We start from the raw sequence: 17050 nt of genomic DNA, 5'->3' as shown, positions 1-17050 counted from the left end.
ATTAAAAAATAAAAACTATGATGACAGATGTTTTAGTGGCACATGCCAAAGAAGTTGAAAAGGCAGAATTTTATAAAAAAACGTATTTGCACGTTGCTTTGGCGATTCTTGCTTTTATTGGAGTGGAAACCGTATTGTTAAAAACCGTTCCGCCTGAAGTTATTGGGTTAATGTTTGGTGGAAGATATGTCTGGTTATTAATTATCGGAGTATTCTGGCTGGCTTCTGTATTAGCGAATAAATGGTCTCTTTCGCAAAGCAGATCAGTCCAGTATATGGGATTGGGATTTTATATTTTGCTTGAAGCGTTAATTTTTATGCCAATGATCTACATTGCAGTAGTGAATGTTGGCGGATCGATTATTTATCAGGCAGCAATGTTAACCATCGCGATGTTTGCAGGGATTTCTTTTGTAGCATTTACTTCAAAAAGAGATTTTTCTTTCCTTAGAAATATTATTGTAATCGGAGGATTTATTTCTCTGGGATTAATCGTTGGCGGAATGATTTTCGGATTCGATCTTGGACTTTGGTTCTCGGTTGGAATGGTAATTCTGGCTTCTGCAACGATTTTGTATCAGACAAGCAAACTGAAAGATTCTTACACAACAGATCAGTATGTTGGAGCTTCTTTACAGCTTTTTGCTTCTATTATGCTTTTGTTCTGGTATATTTTGAGAATTTTAATGAGCAGAAGAAGCTAATTCAATAATAGAAATTTTATAAACCCAAAAAATCCTGATGTCTTTTCATCGGGATTTTATTTTTGGTTTGATCTAAACACAAACGGCACTAATTTCGTCACAAATGACACTGTTTTTAAAAATATTTGTGCTTATTCGTGAAAAAACATTCGTGAAATTCGTGTTTAAATTAAAATACAAATGACACAATTTTTAAAAATATTCGTGTTTAAATAAAAAACACAAATGGCACTAATTTTATCACAAATGACACCGTTTTTAAAAACATTCGCGTTTATTCGTGGAAGAATATTTGTGAAATTCGTGTTTAAACACTATCTGTCAATCGATCCTAAAACCTTCTGAGCGAAAGAATTTAAAGCATCTTTCTCGCTCATTCCGTTTTGTACGTTGGCATGAACTTCCAGAGCTCCGCAGATATTCGTAATTAATTCTCCTGCAACGTTCATATCTTCTTCGGTAGTTCCTCGGAATTCTGTAAAGCTTTCTAAAACTTCTAACGTTTTTGCAAGATTTTCAGGAGTCTGGTTCTGATAAAACTGTCTGATGATCGGTAACTTCATGATTACAATTCGTTGAATAAATTAATTAAACTTTCTGCCTGATTAGACTGTACCTGATTCACCAATTCACCGTTTTTGAAGATCGCAAAAGTCGGAAGATTATCCACCGTTGCCAATTTTCTGCTTTCCGGTAATTTTTCTGCATCTACGTAAAGGAAAGGGATGCTTTCGTTCTCCGATGCCAGTTTTTTGAATTTCGGCTTCATGATTCTGCAGTTTCCGCACCATGTTGCACCGTACTGTACTACAACCTTTTCATTTTCGCTTACAATATTCTGAAGCGTATCTTCTGTTAATTCTGTATACATAATTTTAATTTGAAAATTTATTAATTTGAAAATGCTGAAAAATAGAAAATGAGATAATTCTTAAATAATCAATGTGATCAATTTTCAAATTATCTCATTTTCAAATTAGCACATTATCTTAGTTTTTCGCTAAATACTCCGCCGTAGAAGTTCTGTCTGCTTTCATCGCTTCTTTTCCTTCTTCCCAGTTTGCAGGGCAAACTTCACCGTGCTTCTGTACGTGCGTGTATGCGTCGATTAATCTTAAATATTCTTTTACGTTTCTACCAAGAGGCATATCGTTTACAGACTCGTGGAAAATTTTCCCGGTCTCGTCGATAAGGTAAGTTGCTCTGTACGTAACGTTAGAACCTGTGAAAACTTCTTCACCTTCGTCATTATATTCGAAATCCTGATCTACAATTCCTAAAATATTAGCCAACTGTCTGTGAGTATCTGCTAAAAGCGGGTAAGTAACGCCTTCAATACCTCCGTTGTCTTTTGAAACATTTAACCATGCGAAGTGTACTTCGTTGGTATCGCAAGAAGCACCGATTACTTTAGTGTTTCTTTTTTCAAATTCTGGTAAAGCTTCCTGAAAAGCGTGAAGCTCAGTCGGGCAAACAAAAGTGAAATCTTTCGGGTACCAGAATAAAAGAACTTTCTGTTGGTTTTCTGTAGCTTCCTGGAAGATGTTGATTCTAAGATCATCACCCATTTCAGACATTGCATCTACTGTTACATTCGGGAATTTTTTTCCTACTAAAGACATAATTTTCCTGTTTTTTTATTTTAAATTTTCAGGTGCAAATATAGAAATATTTCGTCTATCGAACAATTTGATTTTGATAAATAAAATCTATAATTATTTTTGATTTGATAGAAATAAAAAAGCCTTTGAATATGATGTTTTCATCATTTAATCCTATTTTATGACAGATAAATTTTATTAAATCTTATTTTAGCTGTAAAATTTAGATAACCATGATTTTAAAATTATTCATGAAAAGATTATTCCTTATTTTGGGATGCATACTTTCAGCAATGATGCTGTCTCAAAAAATGACTTTTGTTTATGATCTTAAATTTAAGCCTAATCCCAATAAACCCGACCTTACTACCGAAACTTATTACTTGGATGTTTTTGAAAAGGAATCTGCTTTTCGTTGCGAGCGCGAAAGGGTTTCCGACTCCATGATACAAAGAACGGGACTTGGTTTAGGCAGAAGCCCGGTTTTTAATTCTCAGATTTATGTTGTGAAAAATCTTGAAACAGCCAATATCCAAAAGGTTATTTTCATGAGCTTTTTTAATGACAAATATTTCATAAAAATAGATGAAAATCTGAACTGGAAGATATTATCCGACAAAAAGAAAATAGAGGATTTTGAATGCCGGAAAGCAACCGTAGAGTACGGTGGAAGAAGCTGGATCGCATGGTTTACGCAAAGTATTCCCATTCCTGAAGGTCCGTATGTTTTTAATGGTCTTCCCGGAATTATTGTGAAAATTTCGGACGATCAGGAAAACTATAGCTTTAATTTAATAAAGATTAAAAAACTGGAGAAAGATAGTTTATTTTTCTCAAAAAAAGGAACAGTAATAAGTTGGGAAAACTTTGAAAAGATTCAATCTGATTATTACGCAGATCCTTTTGCAGAGCTGAAAGCCAGAAATATAAAAATACAATCGGGAGATGAAAAAGGAAATCTTATTCCGACCGATCTTAATAAGATGACAAAACAGCTTAAAAAACAGATCAGAGAGAACAATAATCCTATTGAACTGAATCATAAAATTGATTATGAATGAAAAAAGACCTGAGTTTTTCAAGTCTTTTATTATATTTTTTTTAATTGGAATTATTGAGTTTATCTTTCAGATCTTCAATTATTTTTTCATTGGCTTGATTTTTTTCAACCAGCTTTTTAAATTCTTCGAGAAAGTTTTCTGGGAAATTGTTTACTGTTCCAATCTGACCAACTTGCCCATGATTTTCATTTACATTATTAGTCATTCCAGCATCTAAAAAATATTCAAATTCCTTATCAAAAAGCTGACAAACTTTATCCATCAAAAGGAAATCTATTTTTTTAGAATTTCCGCTTTCGATGTTGTGTAAAGTTCCCTGCGAAATACCTAATTCAAAAGCCAGTTCAGTTTGTGAAAGATGTTTTTCTTCTCTTAAATTTTTAATCTTCGTTCCAATATTCATGTTTCAATTTAATTAGTTTTCTAATTGAAATAATTAATTTCTTAGTTGGTATAGGTATAAAGAATTTTTCATATTCGTATCAGACAATTGATCCGGAAAAATTGTAGTGTAACAAAAATAATTTTTAATTTTTAAACTATCAAATTATGAAAAATTTAAAAAAACTTTCGAGAAATGAATTGAAGTCAATGATTGGAGGAAAATTACCTGGTGGAGGTCTAGGAGGTAATTGTCCCGATATGTGTGTCCCAACAGGCGGAGGTACGGAAGATGGATGTAGACAATTTGGTCTAGTTTGCGGATTTTTCCAATGTGGTCCTGGACCGAATGATTGGGGAAATAGATGTCAATAAATTAATTTTAAATATGAGGCATAAAATTTTTATGCCTCATTATTTAATATGATGATTATATTTATAATATGAAAAGAAATAAACTCCGTATAAAATTTTTGCTATTATGTGTTATTATATTTTTTGATAACATTTCTGCTCAAAATAGGTTGTTCAAATATGATTTAGAATATAAACCAAATCCACAAAAGGACAGTATTACTTTAAAAAAAATGGTTTTAGATTCTGAAAATGGTAAAAATTCAGTTTTTAGAACTGAACATGACAGAGCATCTGACTCTCTTATTGCAATTACAGGTTTGGGCTTGGGAAGAGGAATGACATTGGGAGATCAGCTTTATGTTACTAAGAATTTTACTGAAAATATTACATATAAAAGTATTCAAACGGTTTACAGAGATATCTATTCGATAAAAATCTCTGAGAGTTTTGATTGGGAACTTTTGCCTGAAAAAAGTAGAATTGCAAATTTCAATGTTCAAAAAGCAAAAATAAATTATGGTGGTAGAAATTGGATAGCTTGGTTTACAACTGAAATTCCAATTCAAGACGGTCCCTATGTTTTTAAAGGTCTACCAGGATTAATTGTTAAAATTTCAGATGAGAAAAATGATTATAGTTTTAGTTTAACTGAAATAAAAGATGGAAATGAGAAAGTTTATTACAGAAATAAAGGGTCTGAGCTAACATGGGAGCAATTCAAAAAACTATGTGAAAATTACTACTCTGATCCTTTTGCACGTATGAAATCTATGGGAGTTCCAATAAAGAAAGATGATGGAGCAGGAAATGCTGTTTCTGTAAACATGAAAAAAGAAACAGATAGATTGAAGAAAACAATTAGAGAAAATAACAATCCAATAGAACTTAATCATAAGATTGATTATCAATAAAAAAGCCCTGAATTTCAGGGCTTTTTCATTATTAATAACCAAAAATCTCAGTCAAATTCAATTTCTTCACTTCACCGAGTTTCTGCATATCGGCTTCACTTACTTTATCCTGCGAAGCAACGAGACAGTAGGTGTAGCTTTTACCTTTCATTTCCTTGTCGTGGAAACTGTTGATGTCTGCAAACGTCAGTTTTGGAGCCTGTTCGTAAGTATTCTTTCGGATATCCGTATTATTTCCAAGCTTTTGGGCTCTTAGATACGTAAAGATAATTCCGTCCTGCGTAATTCTTTCGGAGGCAATCGTTTTCTTCAGTCCGCTTTTTGCCGTTTCAAATAACTGATCAGATTTCGGAAGCGTTGTCAGAAGCTCATTCATCGCTGTGGTAGATTCATTGAATTTATCTGCCTGAGTTCCTACATAAGCCATAATCATATCTTTATCCTCTTTTTTGCCCGGAAGAGAGAAGTAAGAATAGGTAGAATAAGCCAAAGCTTTAGATTCCCTGATCGTCTGGAAAACTACAGAACCCATTCCGCCGCCGAAATAATTATTGAACAAATTCACGGTCGGAGTAATGCTTACATTATAAGGATCGCTGTTTCTTACCCAGAAAATTTCTGCCTGTACCATATCGTAATGGGCAAACAATACTTTATTCTTATCCGTAGGAATCTGGGTAAATGTTTTAGACTTCGGCATATCTTTCAGCGAAGCCGGAACTTTATGAATCAGCGTTAAAGAAGAAGCAACTTCGTTGGCTGATTTCGGACCATAATGAAGAATTTTATGCTTAAAATTAAATAAATCATGCAATACATTCACTAAATCTTCTGCTTTTAAGGCATCTAATTCTGCGTCGCTCAATACGTTATTGAATGGATTTTGAGGACCGTATTGTGCATAGCTTCTCAGTCCGCTCATAATGGAACCTTTATTCTGTTTCGCATTGGCTCTTGATTTCTTCAGTCTTACTTTATAAGAATCCAAAGCTTTCTGATCTGCCACACAGTTTTTAATTAAATCTTCGAACAGAGCCGCAGTTTTATCAAAATTTTCATTCAGACCTTCCAGTGTAACGTAGGTTTCTTCATTTCCTGCGCTTACATTGAAACTTGAAGCCAGTTTGTAAAATTCTTTACTGATGTCTTCCGAAGATTTATTTTTTGTTCCTAAATATTGCAGATATTCTGCTGCTAAAGGAAGAATTTTGTTATTCCATTTTCCGGCATCGAAATAATAATATAATCTGAAAAGATCATTATCCGTATTTTTTACAGAAAGCACATCCACCGATTTTACTTTGCTTTTGGCAATATCTTTTTCAAAATTCAGCCATACCGGAGAAATCGGAGCTTCCGGCATTTCGTCGATCTTTTTCAGGAACGGCGACTGGTCTTCTCTGTTTACGGAAACCGGAGTAATCGTAGGTTTGTCTACTTTTACGATGTTTTTGTCTTCTCCTTTTCTTTTGTAAACCGCAACATAATTATTGTCCTTAAGATATTTAGATGCGAAATCCATAATATCTTTTTTAGTAAGCTTTGAAATTTCTTCAATATACTGAAGTTGGGTTTTATGGTCTACTTCGGAAGTGAATTCATCCATCAGAGATTCTGCTCTTGAGGTATATTTTTCATACTTCTGGATTACATTTTTCTTCTCATTATTCACGATCGACTGAATCAGATCATCAGAAAATTCTCCCTTTCTAAGCTTATCGATTTCCTGAAGCAATAAATTCTTCACATCATCCAAAGACTGTCCTTCCGTAGGATTTCCCTGTAACAAAAGCGCCGAATAATCTTTCAGAACATACGGAAACGCATAAGCACCCAGTAATTTCTGCTTTTTAACAAGATCAAGGTCAATTAATCCTGCCTGTCCGTTGGTAAGCATACTTCCGATGAAATTCAGCATTCTTGCATCTTTTGTAGTAGCACCCGGAAAACGGAATCCGATCATAATATTTTCAGGATTCGGTCCGTAAACTTCCCGGGTAATCGGAGCCATAATCGGACTTTCCTGTCCCGGATTGTATGCCGGAACCGGTTTGTTTTTCATGTAAGAAAATGCTTTGTCGATCTTGGCAATCATTTCATCAGGATTAAAATCTCCCGACATGATGATCCCCATATTATTCGGAACGTAATAATTGTTATAGTATTCTCTGATCGCTTTTAGTGAAGGATTTTTCAGGTGTTCAATCGTTCCGATTGTCGTTTGCTTTCCGTAATTGTTATTCGGGAACATCGCGGCAAACATAGATTCCAGAACCTTTCTTCCGTCATTATCCAGACCTCTGTTTTTTTCTTCATAAACCGCTTCTAACTCTGTATGGAAAAGTCTTAAAATCGGCTGTCTGAAACGTTCTGCCTGTAATGCTAAAAATTTATCCGTTACATTCGCAGGAATATCTTCTGTGTAAACTGTCTGTTCGTACGAAGTAAAAGCGTTGGTTCCGTCTGCGCCCATTCCCGACATCATTTTGTCGTATTCGTTCGCAATAGCATATTTTGCTGCTTCTCCCGAAACTTTATCGATTTCTTTATAAATTTCCTTTCTCTTTGCTTCGTCCGTTGTAGAATTATATTTTTCGTAAAGAGCATCAATCTGGTCAAGAAGTGGCTTTTCTTTTGCCCAGTCTTTAGATCCGAATTGATCCGTCCCTTTAAAAAGCATATGTTCCAGATAATGTGCCAAACCGGTATGATCTGCCGGATCGGTTTTGCTTCCTGCTTTCGTTGCAATAAAAGTCTGGATTCTTGGGTCTTTTTTCGTTGGGCTCAGAATAACGGTTAATCCGTTTTTCAGCGTGTAATATCTTGCTGAGGTAGGGTCGTTGGTTACATATTTATAGGTGTAGCCATTCGACTGTGCTTCTTTCCACTGGAAATCCTGTCCGTAAGTGTATCCGCAGTAACTTGCTGCTGCAATACTGGTTACAATGGTGATTCTCTTTAAAAAATTCATGTTAATTGATGTTGGAATATGTTTGATGATTATTAAAAAAAATGCTTAAATTATTCTTAGTTAAATTTATCCAGTAAATCTTTAATTCTTCTCATGGCTTCTTTTAGATCTTCCTCCGAAGCCGCATAAGAAAATCTGATGCATTCAGGGCTTCCGAAAGAAACTCCGCCAACGCAGCCTACATGAGCATTTTCGAGAAGGAACATGGCAAAATCATCAGAATCTTTAATTTCTGTTCCGTCTAATGTTTTTCCGATGTAATGCGATACATCCGGGAAGAAATAAAACGCTGCTTTAGGCAAAACCACTTTAAAACCTGGGATTTCTTTAATTAAATCATAAACCAAATCCCTTCTTTTTTTGAAAGCATCAATCATATATTTATACTCCGAAGGATCAGTCTGTAAAGCGGTGATAGACGCTCTCTGAGCCATTGTATTCGCTCCGCTCGTCATTTGTCCCTGGATTTTTTCACACGCTTTAGCCAGCCATTCCGGACACGCAGAATATCCAATTCTCCATCCTGTCATCGCGAACGCTTTAGACATCCCGTTAATAACGGCTGTCTGTTCATAAACCTCTGGAAACTGAGCAATCGACGTTGTTTTCGTTTCGTAGTTGATGAATTCGTAGATTTCGTCTGAAATTACCGTTACATGAGGATATTTGGCAATCACTTTTGCCAGAGATTTCAGTTCATCATACGTGTAATATCCGCCAGAAGGGTTGCACGGTGAGCTGAACAGGACAGCCTTTGTCTTATCTGTAATGGCTTCTTCAAGCTGTTCCGCAGTGATTTTAAAATCCGTTACATATGAAGTCGGAAGCATCACAGAAACTCCGCCCATCATTTTTACCATTTCATCATAGCTTACCCAGTATGGATTTGGAAGAATTACTTCATCTCCATCGTTAAGAAGAGCAGCCAGAACATTTAAAATTGCCTGTTTTGCACCGTTGGAAACGCAGATCTGCGTTGGTTTATATTCTAAATTATTATCTCGTTTTAATTTGTGAGCAATCGCTTCACGAAGTTCTAAAAATCCGGGAACAGGAGAGTAGTGACTGTAATTTTGGTTAATGGCATCGAAAGCAGCCTGTTTGATATTGTCCGGAACATCAAAATCGGGTTCCCCTAAAGTAAGGCTTATAACATCTATTCCGCTGGCTTTCATTTCTCTAGCCTTATTCGACATAACAAAAGTTTGTGAGTAACCAAGTCTTTGTACTCTATCTGAAAGTTTCTCCATGTAATTATTTCTATTTTAACAAATATAATAAAAAGTATTTCTTCAGAAATTAAAATACAGCCGGAGTAAGCTTTTTTGTCTGCGTTAGCGTTTTATCACTATATTTGTAGTTATTCAAATAAAATTAAAACACCAGTCACCATTATGTACAAATTTCTGTTTCTTTTTATCGTTTCACTGGCTTCGGCTCAGAATTACCGCTTTGTGTACGAATACAGGATGAAGCCGGATCTCAATAAAAAAGATTCCATCATTACAGATTATATGAATCTGGATACGGACGGTAAGAAATCCTATTTTTATAACGCGGTGAAATACGAAAGAGATTCTGCTTACGCGGCTACAAAAAGTTATAAGGATTTGCTTTCGTCTAAAAACTATGACCAGAATCTCAGCTATATTATTGAAAAAGATTATGCTAAAAAAGCAGTTAATTTTTATGATAAGTTTAAGACTGTCAATCTGTTAATTCCGGATAATGAAATTCCGAAATGGAAAATTGAAAAAGAATTTTTAAAAATTAATAATATAGATTGCCAGAAAGCTACGGCAAATTTCAAAGGGAGGAACTGGGAAGCGTGGTTCAGCAAAGATTATCCGGTTAACGACGGACCGTACAGATTTTCAGGACTTCCCGGACTTGTGATAAGCCTTAAAGATTCTGAAAATGATCACGTTTTTAATTTAATTCAGATTAAAAAAATCAACGGAATTTTTTCGCTTGTCCCAAAATCTACAAAGCAGATGACTTTTGCAGAGTATAAAAAAGCGATGGGAGGTTTTAGTTTCAGCAACGACGATGTGGAAAGTATAAGCATCAATAAACAGATAGGGAAAGTTGATATCCAATTGAAAGACGGTTACATAGCAAAGCTCGGAACTGATGATATGAAATCCGGAAAACTGGATGAGAAAATTTCAAAATTACTGAAAAGAACCAACAATTATATCGAAAAAGAGGAGTAAAGAAATTTCTGAAAGGTAAATCTTGGTTTTGATAATTTGAATAAAGCTGATAAAAAACTTATTTTTGCCGTTTATAATAATTTATATGTCTACAACGTTACTACTAAAATACTTTCCGGATCTTACAGAGACACAGATTGATCAGTTCAATAAACTGGAGGTTTTATACCACGAATGGAACGAAAAAATCAATGTGATCTCAAGAAAAGATATGGAATCTCTGTACGAAAAGCATATTTTACATTCTTTGGGAATTGCAAAAGTGATGGAATTTGCTCCCGGAACAAAAGTTTTGGACATCGGAACAGGCGGTGGTTTTCCCGGAATTCCTCTGGCGATTTTGTTTCCCGAAACCCAATTTACTTTGATCGATTCTATCGGAAAGAAAATAACGGTGGTAAATGCTGTTGCAGAAGGAGCCGGATTAAAAAACGTAACCGCAATCCACGGAAGAGCGGAAAAATTAAAGGAAAAATTCCATTTTGTAGTAAGCCGTGCCGTAACACAGATGCCTGAATTTTTAAGATGGCTGAAAGGTAAATTCGAGAAAGAACAATTTAATACAAAGCATAATGGTGTTCTGTATCTGAAAGGAGGGGATCTTGCTGAAGAATTAGCCGGACTGAAATGTGAAATTTTCAGCCTGAAAAGTTATTTTGACGAAGAATTTTACGATACAAAAAAAGTAGTGTATCTTTCTAAAGGTAATTTTAATTCTTAATTTTGTATTTAACTTGTTTAAACAAATTTGAAAATTAACCGCAAAAGTCACAAAAGATCAGGACAATGCGACATTAAAATATTTAAAGCTCCCAAAAGAATAAAAATCAAAGATTTTTAAAAACTATTGTGATCTTTTTTATTTATAATTATTAACTTTAAATAAAACGTTTAATGAATGTCCGTAATTTATTATCATTGAAAAACCTTTGAGTTCTTTGCTGAGTGAATAGTTTATGCTGAGTTTATCGAAGTACCTTTGCGAACTTAAAAGCAGTTGGTATATAAAAGAATCTTTGCGATTCTTTGCGTTAAAAAGCAATATGATTAATATAACGGATAATCAAAAAGTTTAAACACATTTTGTTAAATAATAAATTCTGATATTTTTTAATAATAATCTAAATTTTGTAGCTATGAAAAAGTTTCTCCATTTTGGGTTTTCTGCATTAGTTTTAGGATTATTTTTTACATCTTGTAACAATGATGATGACTATAATACCATAGAATCTGTTGACAAAATTAAAATTGACAGTGTGAGAATTGTTAATGATACGATGGATGTCTTTTCGGTTCAGAGTATTAAGACTTATTCTACTTATCCTTCTCATTGTCAGGGTTTTTATGGATATGATTACGTGCATAATGATAATTTAACCAGAACCGTTACGGCTTATAAATACATTACGAACGGACCGTGTACGGAAAAAACATACACTTCCGCCAATCAGATCAATTTCAGTCCGCAACAGATTGGTACGTATACTTTTAAATTCTGGAATGGTGGCAACAACTGGATCACCAAAACAATAGTAGTTCAATAAAAATAAATGAAAGGAGTTTTTGTGGCTTGTTTTCTGATTTCCAATATTCTATTCGGTCAGAAAATAAATTGGGAAGAGGGAAAAAAATTGAATTGGAGCAATTTTAAAAGCAAAGTCAATAACCAGCGTGGAGACAATGTCGTGGCATATACGAACTGTGGATGGACGTATTCCTACGTAAAATCTTCCAATCCGAAAGCTCCGGTAAAAATCACGATTCAGACAATTTTTAACGAAAACCAATCGTGGAAAGACGTTAAAAGAATCAATGATTATGTGCTGCTTCATGAGCAGAAACATTTTGATGTTGCAGAAGTTTTTGCCCGAAAACTCAGAAAAGAAGTTTCGGAAAAGATTAAAAACGGAGCTGATTTCGACAGATATTTTAAAACCATTTACAATACGATCCTTAAAGAATATCAGGATTTCCAGAAAACTTATGACGGCGAAACAAGGAACGGAATGGTAGAGGAAAAGCAGGCGGAATACAACCGTATTATTGCTGAACAACTGGAAAATTACAAAAACTATAAAACCTCTTGAAATTCCTCAATAAAATCATCAGCGAATTATTAACCCAGAATTCCGATTTATCTGAATTTAACATCGTTCTGCCCGGAAAACGTCCCATTGTTTTCATCAGACGAATTCTTGAGGAAAATAATTACTCCGGATTTCTGCCGAATTTTTTTACGATTGAGGAACTGATTGATAAAATTGCCGACAAACAGCAGATTCAGGGAATCGCACTCTGGCTTTTCGCCTTCGATGTCTATAAAAGCTTAAATCTGATTCCGAATGACGATTTTGCAGAATTTCTGAAATGGTTTCCTACGTTGCAGAAAGACTGGGACGACATCCTGAAATTCTCCGAAAGTGATGAAGCCGTTTTACAGTATATGTTTGATGAAGAGCGGATTAAAGAATGGGCGCAGGATTTGGGAGAAGACGATGAAGGACCGCGAAAAAAATTCCTTAATTTCTGGAAAAACATGAATGTTTTTCTTCCCGTTCTCAAGAAAAAGCTGAAGGAAAGAAACTGGGCAACTTCCGGTATGATCAACGAAGCGGCAAAAGCAAAAATTGATGAATTTGCCAAAAACACCAGTGAAAAATTCGTGTTCTGCGGCTTCAACGCCTTTACTCCGGCGGAAGAAAAGCTTGTAAGAAGTCTTCTGCAATGGGACAAAGGACAGTGCTTTTTTCAGGCAGATCATTATTATTTTGATGATGAAAGACAGGAAGCCGGAAAGTTTTTAAGAAACCATAAAACGTGGAAAGAATTTGATGATCACCGCCTTTTTCAATGGATTGAAGACGACTTTAATCAGCCCAAAAACATAAAAGTTTACGAAGTTTCGGGAAATATCACCCAGACGAAAATTTTACCGGAAATCTTCAAAGAAATAGAAAATAAAACCTATTCCGATACTGCGGTGGTTTTGCTGGATGAAAATCTGCTTCCTGCAAGTCTGGATGTAATGCACGGCGTTCCCAATCTGAATATAACGATGGGTTTTCCTTTGAAAAACCTTTCTTTTTCGAATGCCGTAAAACAGCTTTTTTATCTTCAGAAACAACTCGAGAAAAACAAATCGTCGTACTATTACCGCGATATTTTCCCGATTCTGGAAGAATTGCCGAAATCTGCTGAAGATGAACTGGTGATCAATAATTTTAAAGCGAAAATCGAAGAACGCAATATCGTTTACATTTCCAAAAAGCTTTTTCACGAATTGTTACATGAACTTTCGTACTATAATTTACTGAAGAAAGCAGACTCTACAACTGTTTATTTAGATTCTTTAATTGAATTCTGTAAGCAGATCAAATGGCTGGAAATTGATGATATTCAGTATGAAAACGTTTCTCATTTCGAAAATGCTTTCAGAATTATCAAAAATCAGTTGTCTCCTTATCAGTTTGAAATTAAAATGGAAACACTGGAAATTCTGATTAATCAGCATATTAATTCAGAAAGTATTGATTTTCAGGGGGAGCCTTTGAGGGGGTTGCAAATCATGGGACTTCTGGAAACCCGTCTCCTGAATTTCGAAAATGTGATTATGCTTTCTGTAAACGAAGGGAAATTACCGCTCGGAAATTCACAGAATACGTATATTCCTTTTGATATCAGAAGATTTTTTGATCTTCACACTTTTTTGGAAAACGACAGTATTTATGCCTATCATTTTTACAGATTGATTCAGGATTCCAAAAATGTACATTTATTGTTTAATGCCCTAAGTTCGGGAGTGAATACGGGAGAAAAAAGCCGTTTCATTACCCAGATCGAAATGGAAAGTTCTCACAATATCGAACATCTGATTATTGAAAATTCTTTCGAGCCGATTATTACGCAGCCGATCGAAATTTCAAAAACCGAAATTGTTCTTCAGCGTTTGGAAAAATGGAAGGAAAAAGTTTCGGCTTCTCACCTTACAAGTTATCTGTACAATCCGATTGATTTTTACCTTTCCAAGATTTTAAAAACCTCGGAAAGTGATGAAATTGAAGAAGAACTGTCTGTAAAAAACTACGGAAATCTGGTGCATTATACCCTTCAAGAAATTTATGAAGTATTAAAAGGTAAAATATTAAAAGAAAACGATTTAAAAGAATCAGTTAAAGCAATAGATCAATATATAGAAGTGGCTATTGAAAAGCTGAAACATCAGCCGGAATTTTATGAAAAAGGAATGAATTTCATTCATAAAGCCATTGCTAAAAAAGTCATTGAAAATATTTTAAATCATGATTTGGAACTGATAAAAAGCGGAAACGTACTGGAAATTTTAGACATCGAAAAACGTTTCGAAAATGTAGATTTTTATCTTGATGAAAAAGACAAAGTTTCCTTTTTCGGTTTCATCGACAGGATCGACCGGCTTAACGGAACGTTGAGAATTATCGATTATAAAACGGCAAAAATTAAGAATCTTATCGTAAAAATCGACGAATCCAATGTAGACGAATATTTCCATAACAGCGACCGAAAACAGGCTTTGCAGTTGTGTATTTATCAGTACGTTGTACAAAATCTTCCTGAGTTTTGGGGACTTCCGATTGAGACGGGAATCTGGAGTTTTGCGGAAGCTAAAAAAGGCGTTGTTTCTCTTCAGTTTGACAAAGGGGATATTGATGATGCCATGAAATCCATTAAAAGCCTGATCGAAGAAATTCTGAATCCGGATCTTGCATTCATCGAAAACATAAAACCTTATTCTGCATAAAAAGAATGCATCCGAAACGGATGCACTCATTACGATGAAGGATTGTATGAAGAAAATTACTATAATTTCACTTTTTTATTGAAAGCTTTTCCGTCGTTCTGAATTACCTGAACCACATAAACTCCTGTTTTGATGGTATTTGATTCGAATTGAGAGCTGATTACTTCCTGATTCTGGATTAAATCTCCTGAAATGCTGTAAATACTGATATTTTTAATACCGTTTTTAGCTTTTACAATAATGTGATTATTTTGAGCAATAACTGAAACAGGATCTTCCGTTTTCAGTTCGATGATCTGTTTTTTAAACTGTAAATTATAGAAACGGGTAGTAATTTCAAAAGTAAGATTTTGAGAATCAATAGTATTGAGATTTATTCCTCCGTCTTTAATATACTGTTCCTGAGAAATGGATTTGATAAGATTTTTATTGTCATCAAAAATATTGACCGCTAAAAGTTCTTCCTGATTGATTTTTAAATTCAGAATATTGTTAAGCTCAGATTTTACAATATCCTTTTCTTCTACAGTTTCCGGACTGTTTTTAATGTACGGAATAAGTTTTTCCGAATTGTTTTCAGAGACTTTTAATAAATACACTCCATCCTGTAAGGAAGCTAAATTGTTGTTGCTCACAGCTTTTCGTTCAGCTTTTTCTTTATTGAAATCTGTGACTTCAAGAAGTTCCATATTCTGAAGATCAGGTTTTATCTGGGAAGTATAAAGAGCGCTGATTGCGGGCTGACTGTTTTGCGCTTGTTTTGAAGTCAGCATTGCCCATTCGTTAAAAAGTCCGCCGCTTCTTAATGTGTTAAATTTGGCATTGGATGCCAGAACAAAAGGCACAATTCCTCCGATATGTCCTAAAGGTCCCCAATAAAATGCCTCCAGTTTGTATTTATTCAGATCCCACCACGAATAGTAACCTCTCTGAACCTCAATGGTTTTAGAAGTATTGTCCGGATGAATGGCGAGATCAACCGTAGAATGTCCTAAAGTCATGGGTGTTTTATTATACCAGTCGTATACGTCATTTGATTTCAGACATTGTCTCAATTTGTTATTCTGATTATTCGTAACATCATTTACGAAATTATTGGTAAAAAGTGTTCTCCACACCAAAGGCCCCCAAAGCAGACCTCCGTTATCCTGAACAACATGATAATTGTAGCGATCCAGATATTCTGAAGAGATTACTTCCGAAATATTGCTGTTATACATTTGGTACCCTGTTTTATTGCAGGTATTAACAACATTGGCGATAAAAGAAGTAAACGGATAAACCTGTTTTTCCAGAACGCCTTTCTGCAAAGTAACGCCTGAGAAATCATAAGGTCCGTCTCCCATATAAGCATATTTGAAGTTCAGGTTGTTGGGATTCGAAATGCTCAATTTCTTTAAAGTAGACATTGCTGCATGAGCGCCCTGCGAATAACCCGCTAAAAAATATTCGTCGTAGCGTTTTACATTTTGCTGGGCAAGAACTTTGTTGGCTGCCGTTACAAAATCAATGGTCGCAGAAGCTTCGGTAGGATAGTGTACATAGGGATGAACTCCGTCTCCGCTTCCCATCCCTACATAATCGGGAGCCATTAAAATATAACCGTTCAGGACATAGGAAAGCTCCACTACAAATCCTGCATACAGAACTCCTTTAAGATTGGAAGGTACATTTTGGCGGCTGTCGGTGGTTCCGTGATCCGAAACTACCGTAGAAAGCTTGTAATTCGCTTTTGGATACATCAGAAGTCCGGTTGCCTTTACGAGATTATTTTTCTCGTTTTTTGTATAATATGTTATTTTATAGGCCTTTAATCCTACATTAAAACTGTTGAGATAATTTATAAAATCAGGAGAATTCTGTTCGCCAAGATTGTTTGAGATAAAACCCGCCACCGCTTGCGGAGTAAGATCAAGTTTTGGTTCAACACTGAAAATGTCTCCGGCTTGTTGTGCAAAATAAAAGGAAGCAGTAAGTCCCAGAAAAAGAGTAATTGATTTTTTCATTATTGTCAATTTTTATTGATGTTTAAGTTAAAATTTTAAAATAAAACAGCGGTAATTTTATCATA

16 protein-coding genes are annotated in these 17050 nt (G+C 34.8%); 9 read left to right on the top strand and 7 right to left on the bottom strand.

From position 1 onward, the window contains the following. The first annotated feature begins 17 nt into the window (after positions 1-17). Positions 18-704 (top strand): Bax inhibitor-1/YccA family protein, encoded by a 687-nt coding sequence (locus tag BW951_RS02855; protein WP_076390401.1) that lies wholly within the window; start codon positions 18-20, stop codon positions 702-704. A 314-nt stretch (positions 705-1018) separates the two neighbouring features. Here the strand turns inward: BW951_RS02855 and BW951_RS02850 are convergent, their stop codons facing one another. The 3 genes from BW951_RS02850 to BW951_RS02840 form a co-directional block, all read right to left on the bottom strand. Continuing rightward, positions 1019-1267 (bottom strand): DUF6952 family protein, encoded by a 249-nt coding sequence (locus BW951_RS02850; RefSeq protein WP_076390400.1) that lies wholly within the window; start codon positions 1265-1267, stop codon positions 1019-1021. 2 nt (positions 1268-1269) lie between these two features. Continuing rightward, positions 1270-1575, bottom strand: a complete 306-nt coding sequence (locus BW951_RS02845) for a thioredoxin family protein (RefSeq protein ID WP_076390399.1) — start codon at positions 1573-1575, stop codon at positions 1270-1272. 118 nt (positions 1576-1693) lie between these two features. Beyond that, positions 1694-2326, bottom strand: a complete 633-nt coding sequence (locus BW951_RS02840) for a peroxiredoxin (protein ID WP_076390398.1) — start codon at positions 2324-2326, stop codon at positions 1694-1696. 230 nt (positions 2327-2556) lie between these two features. Here BW951_RS02840 and BW951_RS02835 point away from each other — a divergent pair, with 230 nt between their 5' ends. Beyond that, positions 2557-3366 carry a GLPGLI family protein gene (locus BW951_RS02835; protein ID WP_175608773.1) on the top strand — a complete coding sequence of 270 codons (810 nt, stop codon included), beginning with the start codon at positions 2557-2559 and terminating at the stop codon, positions 3364-3366. Between the two features lie 40 nt (positions 3367-3406). Here BW951_RS02835 and BW951_RS02830 read toward each other — a convergent pair whose 3' ends face one another. After that, complete coding sequence (locus BW951_RS02830; RefSeq protein WP_076390396.1) at positions 3407-3769, bottom strand: helix-turn-helix domain-containing protein; 363 nt, start codon at positions 3767-3769, stop codon at positions 3407-3409. Positions 3770-3915: 146 nt separating this feature from the next. Between BW951_RS02830 and BW951_RS23220 the strand changes: the two genes are divergently transcribed. Beyond that, positions 3916-4122: a bacteriocin-like protein gene (locus tag BW951_RS23220; protein WP_076390395.1), complete on the top strand. Its 207-nt coding sequence runs from the start codon at positions 3916-3918 to the stop codon at positions 4120-4122. A 68-nt stretch (positions 4123-4190) separates the two neighbouring features. Then, positions 4191-5015, top strand: coding sequence for a GLPGLI family protein (locus tag BW951_RS02820; RefSeq protein WP_076390394.1), 825 nt, complete (start codon positions 4191-4193; stop codon positions 5013-5015). Positions 5016-5046: 31 nt separating this feature from the next. Here the strand turns inward: BW951_RS02820 and BW951_RS02815 are convergent, their stop codons facing one another. Further along, positions 5047-7986: a M16 family metallopeptidase gene (locus BW951_RS02815; protein WP_076390393.1), complete on the bottom strand. Its 2940-nt coding sequence runs from the start codon at positions 7984-7986 to the stop codon at positions 5047-5049. Between the two features lie 56 nt (positions 7987-8042). Next, the gene (locus BW951_RS02810; RefSeq protein WP_076390392.1) at positions 8043-9236 is read right to left on the bottom strand and encodes a pyridoxal phosphate-dependent aminotransferase; all 1194 of its coding nucleotides are present in this window, start codon (positions 9234-9236) and stop codon (positions 8043-8045) included. Positions 9237-9380: 144 nt separating this feature from the next. Between BW951_RS02810 and BW951_RS02805 the strand changes: the two genes are divergently transcribed. From BW951_RS02805 to BW951_RS02785, 5 genes are all read left to right on the top strand, one after another. Continuing rightward, a complete protein-coding gene (locus BW951_RS02805) occupies positions 9381-10202 on the top strand; it encodes a GLPGLI family protein (RefSeq protein WP_076390391.1) in 822 nt (273 codons plus the stop codon). Between the two features lie 85 nt (positions 10203-10287). Next, entirely contained in the window at positions 10288-10923 is a 636-nt protein-coding gene (gene rsmG, locus BW951_RS02800) for a 16S rRNA (guanine(527)-N(7))-methyltransferase RsmG (protein ID WP_076390390.1), read from the top strand. A 415-nt stretch (positions 10924-11338) separates the two neighbouring features. Continuing rightward, positions 11339-11746: a hypothetical protein gene (locus BW951_RS02795; protein ID WP_076390389.1), complete on the top strand. Its 408-nt coding sequence runs from the start codon at positions 11339-11341 to the stop codon at positions 11744-11746. A 6-nt stretch (positions 11747-11752) separates the two neighbouring features. Further along, the gene (locus BW951_RS02790; protein ID WP_076390388.1) at positions 11753-12289 is read left to right on the top strand and encodes a DUF922 domain-containing protein; all 537 of its coding nucleotides are present in this window, start codon (positions 11753-11755) and stop codon (positions 12287-12289) included. Next, positions 12286-14979, top strand: coding sequence for a PD-(D/E)XK nuclease family protein (locus BW951_RS02785; protein ID WP_076390387.1), 2694 nt, complete (start codon positions 12286-12288; stop codon positions 14977-14979). Before BW951_RS02790 ends, BW951_RS02785 begins: the two co-directional genes overlap by 4 nt. A gap of 59 nt (positions 14980-15038) precedes the next feature. On the opposite strand, the gene BW951_RS02780 is transcribed toward BW951_RS02785, so the two are convergent. Then, positions 15039-16985 (bottom strand): T9SS type A sorting domain-containing protein, encoded by a 1947-nt coding sequence (locus tag BW951_RS02780; protein WP_076390386.1) that lies wholly within the window; start codon positions 16983-16985, stop codon positions 15039-15041. Between the last annotated feature and the right edge of the window lie 65 nt (positions 16986-17050).

The sequence above is a fragment of the Chryseobacterium gambrini genome (assembly GCF_900156825.1).
GTDB lineage: Bacteria > Bacteroidota > Bacteroidia > Flavobacteriales > Weeksellaceae > Chryseobacterium > Chryseobacterium gambrini.
Note: the sequence above shows the minus strand (reverse complement) of the source record. Positions and strands in the feature narration are given on the sequence as shown.